At 65.2% G+C, this 12009-nt stretch carries 10 protein-coding genes and 2 tRNA genes; 10 read left to right on the forward strand and 2 right to left on the reverse strand.

Going from position 1 to position 12009, the window contains the following annotated elements:
- Window positions 1-537 precede the first annotated feature (537 nt).
- The 8 genes from ACIPV6_RS00605 to ACIPV6_RS00640 all read left to right on the forward strand — a co-directional run bounded on the left by ACIPV6_RS00605 (window position 538) and on the right by ACIPV6_RS00640 (window position 8389).
- Window positions 538-1299 (forward strand): MBL fold metallo-hydrolase, encoded by a 762-nt coding sequence (locus ACIPV6_RS00605; protein ID WP_400269501.1) that lies wholly within the window; start codon window positions 538-540, stop codon window positions 1297-1299.
- A gap of 31 nt (window positions 1300-1330) precedes the next feature.
- Window positions 1331-2107, forward strand: coding sequence for a fumarylacetoacetate hydrolase family protein (locus ACIPV6_RS00610; protein ID WP_400269071.1), 777 nt, complete (start codon window positions 1331-1333; stop codon window positions 2105-2107).
- A 108-nt stretch (window positions 2108-2215) separates the two neighbouring features.
- Entirely contained in the window at window positions 2216-3736 is a 1521-nt protein-coding gene (gene gltX, locus ACIPV6_RS00615) for a glutamate--tRNA ligase (protein ID WP_400269072.1), read from the forward strand.
- A 13-nt stretch (window positions 3737-3749) separates the two neighbouring features.
- Complete coding sequence (locus tag ACIPV6_RS00620) at window positions 3750-4478, forward strand: HAD family hydrolase (RefSeq protein WP_400269073.1); 729 nt, start codon at window positions 3750-3752, stop codon at window positions 4476-4478.
- Window positions 4479-4615: 137 nt separating this feature from the next.
- A tRNA-Gln gene (locus ACIPV6_RS00625) sits at window positions 4616-4687 on the forward strand.
- A 130-nt stretch (window positions 4688-4817) separates the two neighbouring features.
- Window positions 4818-4890 (forward strand) — tRNA-Glu (locus tag ACIPV6_RS00630).
- Window positions 4891-4988: 98 nt separating this feature from the next.
- Window positions 4989-6773 carry a dynamin family protein gene (locus ACIPV6_RS00635; protein WP_400269074.1) on the forward strand — a complete coding sequence of 595 codons (1785 nt, stop codon included), beginning with the start codon at window positions 4989-4991 and terminating at the stop codon, window positions 6771-6773.
- Window positions 6770-8389 (forward strand): GTPase, encoded by a 1620-nt coding sequence (locus ACIPV6_RS00640; protein ID WP_400269075.1) that lies wholly within the window; start codon window positions 6770-6772, stop codon window positions 8387-8389. The genes ACIPV6_RS00635 and ACIPV6_RS00640 overlap by 4 nt, the downstream gene beginning before the upstream one ends.
- Before the next feature lie 23 nt (window positions 8390-8412).
- Here the strand turns inward: ACIPV6_RS00640 and ACIPV6_RS00645 are convergent, their stop codons facing one another.
- A complete protein-coding gene (locus ACIPV6_RS00645; protein ID WP_400269076.1) occupies window positions 8413-8949 on the reverse strand; it encodes a DUF1697 domain-containing protein in 537 nt (178 codons plus the stop codon).
- Between the two features lie 19 nt (window positions 8950-8968).
- Window positions 8969-9688, reverse strand: coding sequence for an IclR family transcriptional regulator (locus ACIPV6_RS00650; RefSeq protein ID WP_243541036.1), 720 nt, complete (start codon window positions 9686-9688; stop codon window positions 8969-8971).
- 110 nt (window positions 9689-9798) lie between these two features.
- Here ACIPV6_RS00650 and leuC point away from each other — a divergent pair, with 110 nt between their 5' ends.
- Entirely contained in the window at window positions 9799-11250 is a 1452-nt protein-coding gene (gene leuC / locus ACIPV6_RS00655) for a 3-isopropylmalate dehydratase large subunit (RefSeq protein WP_400269077.1), read from the forward strand.
- A gap of 9 nt (window positions 11251-11259) precedes the next feature.
- Window positions 11260-11859, forward strand: coding sequence for a 3-isopropylmalate dehydratase small subunit (gene leuD, locus ACIPV6_RS00660; RefSeq protein WP_400269078.1), 600 nt, complete (start codon window positions 11260-11262; stop codon window positions 11857-11859).
- Window positions 11860-12009: the final 150 nt, after the last annotated feature.

The raw sequence follows: 12009 nt of genomic DNA on the forward strand, positions 1-12009 counted from the left end.
CGAGTCGCCTCTTTTGAGGAACGGTCTCTCACTGAGTCGCCTCTTTTGAGGAACGGTCTCTCACTGAGTCGCCTCTTTTGAGGAACGGTCTCTCACTGAGTCGCCTCCTTTTGAGGAACGGTCTCTCACTGAGTCGCCTCTTTTGAGGAACGGTCTCTCACCGAGTCGCCTCTTTTGAGGAACGGTCTCTCACCGAGTCGCCTCCTTTTGAGGAACGGTCTCTCACCGAGTCGCCTCTTTTGAGGAACGCTCTCTCACTAAGGCGACCGCGGTGGGGAGGCGACTGGCAGAGCGGGGTATTCGGTGAGAGAGCGTGGGGCGAAAGGGGGTATTCGGTGAGAGAGCGTGGGGCGAAAGGGGGTATTCGGTGAGAGAGCGTCGCAGGGGTGCGATGATGGGCAGGTGACTTCCGACGATGCAGCGCACTCCCAACTTGAGCAAGGCAACCCATTCGAGCAAGGCAACCCGTTCGAGCAGGGCAACCCGTTCGAGCAGGGCAACGCGTTCGAGCAGGGCAACCAGTACCAGCAAAGCAACCTGTTTCAGCAAAGCAGCGAACTGACCCGCTTCCGGCTGGCTCCCAATCCCGGACCCATGAGCCTGGACGGCACCAACTCATACGTCATCGGCGCGCCCGGTTCAGAACGAGTGGCCATCGTGGATCCGGGGCCGGAAGATGGGCCGCACCTGGCGGCGCTGGCTTCGGCGGGCCATGTGGACGTCGTCCTGATCACGCACCGCCACGCAGACCACACTGAGGCGTCGGCGCGCTTCCATGAGCTGACGGGTGCCCCCGTGCGAGCAGCCATGGCCGAGCACTGCCACGGCGGGGAGCCGCTCACGGATGGCGAGGTGCTCCATGCAGGCGGGGTGGAGATCCGCGTCCTGGCCACGCCCGGCCACACGTCCGATTCGGTGTGCTTCCATCTCCCTGGCGATGGCCCCACAGGATCGGTCCTCACCGGCGACACCATCCTGGGTCGCGGAACCACCGTTCTGGATTATCCGGATGGGCGGCTGGGGGATTACCTGGCAAGCCTGGACCGGCTCGAGGCGCTCGGCCCGGCCACGCTCCTTCCGGCGCATGGACCGGTGTTGCCAGCGCTCGATGAAAAGTGCCGCGAATACCGTAGCCACCGCGAGCAGCGCCTCGAGCAGATCAGGGCCGCACTCGCCCAGGTAGGCCAACAAGCAACCATCGCCCAAGTCACCGACGTGGTTTACGCCGACGTCGATCCTTCCGTCCGCTGGGCGGCCGAAACGTCGGTGGCCGCGCAGTTGGATTACCTGCGCGGCTGAAAGCGCCTCGCCGGACTGTAGGCTTGAACCCATGCGTATCGCCCGGTTTGTAGTTGATTCTGATCCCCTTTACGGCGTTGTGGACGGCGAGTCCGGCAGTGAGGAAATCACTGTCATTAATGGCGACCCGTTCTTCAACGGTGTTGAACGGACCCACACCAAGCACAAGCTGGAGGATGTCAGGCTCCTGGCCCCGATCATCCCGCGCAGCAAGGTCATCGGAGTTGGCAGGAACTTCGCGGAGCACGCCGCGGAACTGGGCAACGAGGTCCCGCAGCACCCGCTGTTGTTCCTGAAGCCCAACACCGCCGTGATCGGCCCGAACGATCCGATCGTCCTCCCGGAGTTCTCCGAGGAGATCAGCTTCGAGGCCGAGCTGTGCGTCGTGATCGGCCGCATCTGCAAGGACGTCCCGGAGGAGCGGGCCGACGACGTCATCTTTGGCTACACCTGCGGCAACGATCTCACGGCCCGCGACGTCCAGAAGACGGACCTCCAGTGGGCACGCGCCAAGGGCTTCGACACGTCGGCTCCCCTTGGCCCCTGGATCGAAACCGAACTCGATCCCGACGACGTGGACATTCAGGCACGCCTCAACGGCGAACTGCGCCAGGATGGCAACACCACGCAGATGATCCGGGGCGTCCGCGAACTCGTCTCGATCGTTTCCCATGCCTTCACGCTGCTTCCCGGCGATGTCATCATGACCGGCACGCCGGCGGGCGTTGGCCTGGTTTCCGAGGGGGACCGCATCGAGGTGGAGATCGAGGGCCTGGGCCGCCTTTCCAACCCCGTTGTCCGCCGCTGACCAAGCCGGCCATCCGGAAAGCCCGACGACGGCACTCGCCTGAGTGCCGTCGTCGGCCGCTTTCGGAGGGAAAACCGGCGGACGCCAAGCGGTAAAGTTGGAAGCACTATGACTACTGCTTCTGCGTCGAACGCTGCCTTCAGCGCCATCCCTGCCGTCAACGCCGAGACTCCGGTCCGCGTCCGTTTCTGCCCGTCGCCTACGGGTACGCCGCACGTCGGCCTGATCCGCACCGCCCTTTTCAACTGGGCCTACGCCCGCCACACCGGCGGCAAGCTGATCTTCCGCATCGAGGACACGGACGCCGCCCGCGACAGCGAGGAGAGCTACCACCAGCTGCTGGACGCCTTGAAGTGGCTCGGCATCAACTGGGACGAAGGCGTTGAGGTAGGCGGACCGCATGAGCCCTACCGCCAGTCGCAGCGCGGTGACATCTACCAGGACGTCATCGCCAAACTGAAGGCGGGTGGGCACGTCTACGAGTCCTACTCCACGCCCGATGAGATCGAAGCAAGGCACAAGGCCGCCGGCCGCGACCCGAAGCTCGGCTACGACGGCTTCGACCGCCACCTGACCGAGGAGCAGCTCGCGCAGTTCAAGGCGGAGGGCCGTGAGGCAGTCCTGCGCCTGCGCATGCCGGATGAGGACATTACCTTCACGGACCTGGTCCGCGGCGACATCACGTTCAAGGCCGGCTCGGTTCCCGACTTTGCCGTGGTGCGTGCCAACGGTGCGCCGCTGTACACCCTGGTGAACCCGGTGGATGACGCCCTCATGGGCATCACGCATGTGCTCCGCGGCGAGGACCTGCTGAGCTCGACGCCCCGCCAGATCGCCCTGTACCGGGCCCTGTACGCCATCGGAGTGGCCGAGTACATGCCCGAGTTCGGCCACCTGCCCTACGTCATGGGCCAGGGCAACAAGAAGCTGTCCAAGCGCGATCCCGAGTCCAGCCTGTTCCTGCACCGCGAACGCGGCTTCATCCCCGAGGGGCTCCTGAACTACCTGTCGCTGCTGGGCTGGTCGCTCAGCGCTGACGAGGACATTTTCACGGTGGAGCAGCTCGTGGCCAACTTCGACATCCATGATGTCCTGGGCAACCCGGCGCGCTTCGACCTCAAGAAGGCAGAAGCCATCAACGGCACCCACGTCCGCATGCTTTCGCCCGAGGTGTTCGAAGAGCGACTGGTTCCCTACCTTCGTGCAGCCGGTTTTGTGGGGGAGATCCTGACGCCGCGCCAGGAAGAGATCCTCAGGGAGGCCGCTCCGCTGGTCCAGGAACGGATCGCCTTGCTCGGCGAAGCGCCGGAGATGCTGGCGTTCCTCTTCAAAGCCGATGACGCGATCGACGTCGCCGATGACGCGCGCAAGGGATTGCCGGCAAACCTTGAGGAAGTCCTGGACGCTGCCCTTGCCGCCTTGGAGCCAATCGGGGAGTGGACCGCCGAGAACATCCAAGCCGCGCTCAAGCAGGCACTGGTGGAAGACCTTGGCATCAAGCCCCGTGCGGCCTTCGGCCCAGTCCGTACCGCGATATCCGGTCGGCGCATTTCGCCTCCGCTCTTCGAATCAATGGTCATCCTGGGCAAGGACTCCTCCTTGGCCCGGGTCCGCGCTTTCCGCGGCTAGGGACGGAACCGGCATGGCGATTGCAAGCTCCTTTGGCACCATTCGCGGCGTGCTGTTCGATATCGACGACACCCTGGTGGACCTTGAGTACGCCATGACCACGGCGTTGCGTGACGTCAGCGAACATCTCCTGCCCGGCCTGGACCAGGCCGGGTGGGTGAAGTTCGGACGGATCTTCACCCATGAAACAACGCACTTCTACGACCGCTACCTGGCGGGGGAACTGACCTTCAACGAGCAGAGGCTGCTCCGGGGACGCGCTGCTTTGGGCCACTTCGGGGTGGAGCTTGCCGAAGGCGAGGAATCCCAGGCGTGGGTTGCCGAATACCACCAGCGGCAGACAGCGTACGTGCGGGCCTTCGAGGATGTTTCCGGTGTACTGGATGCCCTGGATGCCGCTGGTGTTCCCTACGGCGCAGTGAGCAACAACGTGCACGATTACCAGCGGGCCAAGCTGGACGGTGCCGGCCTGGAGAGGATCAAGGTCCTCGTGGGGACGGACACTGTGGGCGTCGCCAAGCCTGATCCCGCCATTTACCTGGAGGGCGTGCGGCTCCTGGGGACAACGCCAGGGGAGACCCTGTACGTGGGCGATAACCGCTTGCTGGACGCGGACGGCTCGACGGCGGCGGGCCTGGTGGGTGTGTGGCTCAACCGCACCGGGGAAGTGGTCGAGGACTTTGCCGGACGCCAGGTTGCTTCCCTGTCCGGCCTGCTGCTCCAGACGTCCGCACGGACGTGAGACCCTGTGACGCAGGTAACGCTCCTCCGATTTGTGCAGGTCAAAAGTCTCGGGTAGAGTAATTACTCGTGCTGAGGGGCACGGAGGGAAAAACCAAGGGAAAACCGCGGTGATGATCTCCGGTCCAAAAGTCACTTTGGGATATGGTGTAATTGGCAACACTACGGTTTCTGGTACCGTCATTCTAGGTTCGAGTCCTGGTATCCCAGCTCTGGAATTGCAGTAAGAATTTACTGGAATTCGCGGAGAATCCGAATTGATTCGTCGATTTGGAAACAAGTTGAAAGTATGAAATACTCATTCAGCTTGATCGCCGGAAACGGTGATAAAAAAGTGCAAGGCCCCATCGTATAGCGGCCTAGTACGCCGCCCTCTCACGGCGGTAACGCGGGTTCGAATCCCGCTGGGGTCACATCTGAATCCCCCGGAGCAACGCTCCGGGGGATTTCTTTTTCCACAAAGCCCCCGGGTTCCAACGTTTCTCCGGTACCGGGCTGGCATGATGAAGCAGTGACCGCAGACCAGGAATTCCCACAGCCGCGGACCGGCGCCCATTCCGGAAATACCCTTGACGGTGCGGTGCATGCCCTCGAAACCGCACGGGACGATCTTTCCGGCACCGCCCTGCCCCTGGCTCTACCCGAGGCCGAGGAGGGACGCAGATGGATTGCCGAGGTCCTGGCCCAGTTGGACGACTACATCATTCCCCGCTACCGCAGCCTGGACGCTCCGTTGCTGGCCGTCGTCGGCGGGTCAACCGGCGCGGGCAAGTCCACTCTGGTCAACGCCTTGGTGGGTTATCCCGTGACGCGGGCAGGGGCGATCCGGCCTACCACGCGCCAACCGATCCTCCTGCACAACCCCCGGGACGCTGAGTGGTTCGAAGGCACCCGGATTCTGCCCACGCTGGCCCGGATCCGTGGGACTGTTGCCGTGGTTCCGCTCCCCGCCAACCAGGCTGGGCCCACGCCGGACGCCGACGCCCTGACGTCGCTGGTTCTCGTGGCGCACCAGGACGTACCGCAGGGGATAGCCATCCTGGACGCCCCGGATGTGGATTCGATTTCAGATGACAACCGCCGGCTGGCTGGCCAATTGCTGGCCGCAGCAGACCTTTGGATTTTTGTCACCACCGCCAACCGCTATGCCGACGCCGTTCCGTGGCGGCTGCTTCTGGATGCAGCTTCGCGGGACATCACCGTAGCTGTGGTTCTGGACCGCGTGCCGCCGGCGGCGGAGGAGGAAGTCAGAACCGATCTGCAGGCAATGCTGGAACGTCAAGGACTCGGCGAAGCAAAGCTGTTTGTTGTGCAGGAGAGTGCCTTGGACAGGCTGGGCATGCTGCCCGACGAATCGGTGGAACCCTTGCAGCGGTGGCTGGTGGCCCTGGCTGCCGACGCGGCCGGCCGTGCCGAAGTCGCCCGCCGGACACTCAACGGTGCCGTCAAAGCGGTGAGCGCCCGGCTGGAAGGGATTGCCGCCGCGGCGACCGCCCAGGAGGCCGCTGCGCAAGACCTCCGTGCCACGGCCAACGACGAGTATGCAGCAGCGCTCAGGAGAATCCTGGATGCCACCAAGGACGGTGCGCTGCTGCGGGGCGAGGTGTTGGCGCGCTGGCAGGATTTTGTGGGAACAGGCGAATTCTTCAGGACGCTGGAGCAGAACATCGGCCGGTTGCGGGACCGAGTGGGCGCCTATTTCCGTGGTGAACCTGCCCCGGCCATCAAGGTGGAGACTGCGATCGAGTCAGGACTGCAAGCGGTGATCCTGGACGAGGCAGCCAATGCCGCGGAGAACGTGGACAGGCGGTGGCGTTCGGAGCCGGCCGGCCGGCAGCTGCTTGGCGGCGACGATCTTTCGGGGACGTCGCCCGGGTTTGATGCCGTGGCCGCCGCGGCAATACGCCAATGGCAGGAAGGCCTCATGGAGCTGATCCGCACCCAGGGCCAAGGCAAACGCACGCAGGCGCGGTGGTTGTCCTTTGGCGTGAATGGACTGGGCGCGGCACTCATGGTGGTGGTCTTCTCCATGACGGCGGGGTTGAGTGGTCTGGAGATAGGCATCGCGGGCGGCACGGCGGTGGTGGGCCAGCGGGTGCTCGAGGCCGTGTTCGGCGAAGATGCCGTACGCCGGTTGGCCCGGCAAGCCCGGGAGGACCTGCAGGCGCAGTGCCAACGGTTGCTCGATGGCGAAGAGAAGCGGTTCCTGGACCGGCTCCCGGCGGCAGGCCAGGGGGATGGCAGCAAGCTCCTCGGCCATGCCGGGGAGCTGCGCCGGCTGGCGGGCGCGGCATGAGCCGTCACAGCCAGGCTCGCTCGGCCTCCAGGCTCCAGGAGCGCTTGGATTCGCTCAATACTGCCCGGGAGCTCGCGGCTGGGGTCCTGGCCGACGCCCAGCTGGAGGCGGTCTACGAAGTCCTGGACCGTGCTGCCTCACGGCGCTCCCTGTCGGCCGGGCACACCGTGGTTGGCTTCTTCGGGGCCACGGGCAGCGGGAAGTCCTCGCTCTTCAACGCTGTCTCGGGCAGCAATCTCGCCACGGCGGCAGCACGCAGGCCCACTACCTCAGCGCCGCTGGCCGCGGTGTGGGGTGAGGAAGGCAGCGGGCCGCTCCTGGACTGGTTGGACGTGCGTGAGCGGCACGCGCTGCCGGAGGTCGCGGACTTCGCTGGAGGGGAGGCCGGCCTGATCCTGCTCGACTTGCCGGACATCGACTCCACCACCGTGGAGAACCGCCAGCTGGTCGAGCGCCTCGCGGGTATGGTGGACGTCTTGGTGTGGGTCCTGGATCCCCAAAAGTATGCCGATGCCGCCGTTCACCACGGCTTCCTGCGTCCCATGGCCACCCATGGCGCAGTGACCCTGGTTGTCCTTAACCAGATGGACAGACTCAACGCTGCGGATGCGGATGCCGTGGTGGCGTCCCTGCGGGGAATCCTGGATCAGGATGGCCTGGGCGGCGTCCCGGTTTTCGGCACCTCTGCTGTGACGGGCGACGGCGTAGCGGCCGTCCGCGGAGCCATCAGGAACGTCGTGGTCCAGCGGGAGGCTGCCACCCAGCGGCTCTCGGCTGACGTGGCCAGGGCGGCCTCCGGCCTCGCGGAGGCTTCCGGAGATGGGGAAGCCCGCGGTGTCTCATCGCAGGCGAAAGCACACTTGATTGCAGAGCTGGCCACAGCGGCGAATGTTCCCCTGGTGGTGGACGCCGTCGAGCGGTCCTTCATGCGGCAATCGGCACGCAGGACCGGTTGGCCGGTGACCCGGTGGCTGCTCCGGTTCCGCCCCGATCCGCTGCGGCGCCTGAACCTTGGCAGGACCGACGCCAATCCTGAACTGAACAGGACCTCGCTTCCGCCGGCGGGGGCGCCCGAACGTGCCAGAACCGACGCTGCTGTCCGGTCCTTCGTGGATGACGCGTCGGCCGGCGCACCGGGACCGTGGCGGGCTGCCATTCGCGGCGTCGCCCGGGACGGGCGGGAGCAACTGCCGGACGCTTTGGACCAGGCCATCGCCGTTACGGACCTCAAGGCGTCCAAGCGCCCCTTCTGGTGGGGGCTCTTCAATGGATTTCAGTGGCTTGCCCTGCTGCTGGCCATTGGCGGCCTCGCTTGGCTGGGTGTTGTGGCGGCCCTTGGCTATTTCCAGTTGCCAGTTCCCGAGGTTCCCCGGACGGAAGGCTGGCCCTGGCCCACGCTCCTGGTTGCCGGGGGAGCGGTGCTCGGAGTGATCCTGGCCCTTGGTGGGCGTCTGTTGGGCGCCGGGGCTGCCCGGGTCCGCGCCAGGGGAGCCGCCCGGCGGCTGAAGGCCGCGGTGGGGCTCGTGGCGACGGAACGCATCGTTGAACCCGTGGAGGTGGAGGTCACCCGGCTCAGCGCCTTCAATGCCGCCCTCAAAGCCGCCAGGGGCGGCTGAGCATGAATGCGGCGCCCGGGGCGTCAGAGTGACTTTGCTGCGTCCCTGACTTTGATCAACGTGCGAAGGTTGCGGGTGGTGGTGCCTGCCTTGTAGCGGGCCTTGGCCGTAAGTTTGCTGAACGGACTGTCCAGCGTTCCACCGGCAGGTGCCAGCCACGCCAGGGCTTCAGGGCCCAGCCTGGTCAGCTCCACACTGTCCAAGGCTTGGCCCGCCTCCATGAGTTCATCCAGCATTGCCGCGTCCGAAGCCAAAGTGACATAGCTGTGGGTCGACTTGTCGTCGGCGGGATACGGGCAGGCGGCCACCAGTTCGCCCACGCGGCCTGCCGTGAGCACCACCACCCACGCGTCGTAGTCGAACGAGTCCCGCAGGCACTTTTCGAAGCCGGACTTCACTTTCGCCGGCGTCAGTTCGCTCTGCAGCACCACGTTTCCGCTGGCCAGGAGTGTCTTCACTTGGGAAAAGGGTTGGTCCTCCAGTGCTGACTTGAGGTCCGCCATCTTGATATTGATGCCACCCACGTTGATGCCACGCAGGAACACGGCGTAATTCTCCATGGGACCACCCTTCCGTGGGTCAGTCGTTGCTCTTGCGCAGGGCTTCGGTGAGTACCCGGGCCGCATTGCACACCACTTCGGCGTGGAGCCGGCCCGGCTGGCGGGTGAGACGCTCGATCGGTCCCGAGATGGAGACGGCGGCGATCACGCGGCCGGACGGCCCGCGGACCGGAGCCGAAACCGAGGCGACCCCGGGCTCGCGTTCGCCGAGGCTCTGGCCCCAGCCCCGGCGTCGTACTCCCGCCAGGACGGTGGGCGTAAACCGTGCGTTCTGCAGTCCTTCAAGGAGGCGGTCGTGGTCTTCCCAGGCGAGCAGCACCTGGGCGGCGGAGCCGGCCTTCATGGACAATTGGGTTCCCACCGGGATGGTGTCGCGAAGGCCGATTGGGCGTTCGGCGGATGCCACGCAAACGCGCCAGTCGCCTTGCCTGCGGAAGATCTGGGCGCTCTCCCCGGTGGCGTCGCGCAGCTGGATAAGGACAGGACCTGCGGAGGCGATGAGCCGGTCTTCTCCGGCGGCGGAGGCGAGCTCCACGAGACGGCTGCCCAGCACGAACCGTCCTTGGATGTCCCGGCTCACCAGGCGATGGTGCACGAGTGCCAGCGCGAGCCGATGGACCGTGGGCCTGGCCAGGCCCGTGGCGGCCACGAGTTGTGCGAGCGTGGTGGGCCCTGCCTCGAGCGCGTCCAGTACCTGGGCCGCTTTATCAATGACACCGACTCCACTAGAATTGTCCATGTAATGATATTGCCGTCTCAATATCTGAGATGCAAGTTGTTTCACTGGTCTATTCGGCAGCCGTGCTGATTCAGTGGATGCAGAACAACCAACAGTGAAGGGAGCAGGCCGTGGGAAAGACACTGGCCGAGAAAGTCTGGGACGCGCATGTTGTGCGCAAGGGTGAAGGCGAAGGAGCCAATGCCCAGCCCGATCTTCTTTTCATCGACCTGCACCTGGTCCACGAGGTAACGTCCCCCCAGGCCTTCGAGGGCCTGCGCCTGGCAGGCCGCCAGCTGCGCCGCGTGGACCTCACCATCGCCACCGAGGACCACAACACCCCCACGCTGGATATCGACAAGCCGATCGCGGACCTCACCAGCCGGACGCAGATCGAGACGCTGCGCGCCAACTGCAAGGAGTTCGGTGTCCGCCTGCACTCCCTGGGCGACAAGGAACAGGGCATTGTGCACGTCGTCGGCCCACAGCTTGGCCTGACGCAGCCCGGCATGACAGTGGTCTGTGGCGACTCGCACACGTCCACGCACGGTGCTTTCGGTGCGCTGGCCATGGGCATCGGCACCTCGGAAGTCGAGCACGTCATGGCCACCCAGACGCTGTCCCTGAAGCCGTTCAAGACCATGGCCATCAACGTCGAAGGCACACTGCGCCCCGGTGTCACGGCCAAGGACATCATCCTGGCCGTCATCGCCAAGATCGGTACCGGCGGTGGCCAGGGCTACGTGCTGGAGTACCGTGGTTCCGCCATCCGTGCGCTGTCCATGGATGCCCGCATGACCATCTGCAACATGTCCATCGAAGCCGGCGCACGTGCCGGCATGGTGGCTCCGGACCAGACCACCTACGACTACATGCAAGGCCGTCCCCACGCGCCGGAGGGCGCCGACTGGGATGCCGCCGTCGATTACTGGAACACGCTCCACACCGATGAGGACGCAACGTTCGACGTCGAGGTGGACCTGGATGCCAACACCTTGGAACCGTTCGTGACCTGGGGAACCAACCCCGGGCAGGGTGTGTCCCTCTCCGCCAAGGTGCCGTCGCCGGAGGACTTCGGCGACGAGAACGCCAAACTCGCCGCAGAGCGGGCGCTGACGTACATGGGCCTGGAAGCGGGAACCCCCATGAAGGACATCCGCGTGGACACGGTATTCCTGGGTTCCTGCACCAACTCGCGCATCGAGGACCTGCGCGCAGCTGCGGACATCATCCGTGGCCGCGAGAAGGATCCCAAGGTCCGCATGCTGGTGGTCCCTGGTTCGGCGCGGGTCCGGCTCGAAGCCGAAGCCGAAGGCCTGGACAAGGTCTTCAAGGAGTTCGGAGCGGAATGGCGCTTTGCCGGTTGCTCCATGTGCCTGGGCATGAACCCGGACCAGTTGGAGCCGGGGGAGCGTTGCGCCTCCACCTCGAACCGCAACTTCGAAGGCCGCCAGGGCAAGGGTGGCCGCACCCACCTGGTTTCACCCGTGGTTGCTGCCGCTACCGCAGTGCGCGGCACGCTGAGCTCCCCGTCGGACCTCGAGTCCGCTTCCGCCGGCACGCTGACCGGAACCGCAGTCTAGGAGGATCCCATGGAAAAATTCACCACCCACACCGGCATCGGCGTCCCGCTGCGCCAGAGCAACGTGGACACGGACCAGATCATCCCTGCTGTCTACCTCAAGCGCATCACCCGTACCGGGTTCGAGGACGCCTTGTTCGCGGCATGGCGCAAGGATGAATCCTTCATCCTGAACCAGGCCCCCTTCTCGTCCGGCTCCGTGCTGGTGGCCGGGCCGGACTTCGGTACGGGATCCTCGCGCGAACACGCTGTGTGGGCGCTCAAGGACTACGGCTTCAAGGCCGTCCTGTCCTCCCGCTTCGCCGATATTTTCCGCGGCAACTCCGGGAAGCAGGGCCTCCTCGCCGCCCAGGTGGCCCAGGATGACATCGAACTCATCTGGAAGGTCCTGGAGAACAACCCGGGCGCCGAAGTGAAGGTGGACCTGGTGTCCAAGACGGTGGAATGCGGCAATGTCGTGGCACCGTTCGAGATCGATGACTACACCCGCTGGCGACTCCTGGAGGGCCTCGACGACATCGGCCTGACCCTGCAGCACGAAGAAGACATCACGGCTTACGAGGCCACCCGGCCATCCTTCAAGCCGACGACGCTTCCGGCGAAAAGCTGAAGCCTGCGCGGCAAGCGCCAGGTGTGGCTTACACCCTGAAAGAAGACCGGACAGCCCTTTCCGAAGGGCCTGCCGGTCTTTTTTCATGGGCCCACGCAAGGCCGGGGATATCCCCGCCGCACGGCCTTTGCATTTCGGTTCGGTAACGCG

It is taken from the genome of Paenarthrobacter sp. NPDC089988 (assembly GCF_044748465.1).
In the GTDB taxonomy this organism is placed as follows: domain Bacteria; phylum Actinomycetota; class Actinomycetes; order Actinomycetales; family Micrococcaceae; genus Arthrobacter.

Excerpts from the sequence above, each read along its gene's own strand:
- gltX (WP_400269072.1), top strand. The coding sequence starts at position 2,216 with ATGACTACTGCTTCTGCGTCGAACGCTGCCTTCAGCGCCATCCCTGCC.
- ACIPV6_RS00610 (WP_400269071.1), top strand. The coding sequence starts at position 1,331 with ATGCGTATCGCCCGGTTTGTAGTTGATTCTGATCCCCTTTACGGCGTT.
- ACIPV6_RS00640 (WP_400269075.1), top strand. The coding sequence starts at position 6,770 with ATGAGCCGTCACAGCCAGGCTCGCTCGGCCTCCAGGCTCCAGGAGCGC.
- ACIPV6_RS00620 (WP_400269073.1), top strand. The coding sequence starts at position 3,750 with ATGGCGATTGCAAGCTCCTTTGGCACCATTCGCGGCGTGCTGTTCGAT.
- ACIPV6_RS00650 (WP_243541036.1), bottom strand. The coding sequence starts at position 9,688 with ATGGACAATTCTAGTGGAGTCGGTGTCATTGATAAAGCGGCCCAGGTA.
- ACIPV6_RS00645 (WP_400269076.1), bottom strand. The coding sequence starts at position 8,949 with ATGGAGAATTACGCCGTGTTCCTGCGTGGCATCAACGTGGGTGGCATC.
- leuD (WP_400269078.1), top strand. The coding sequence starts at position 11,260 with ATGGAAAAATTCACCACCCACACCGGCATCGGCGTCCCGCTGCGCCAG.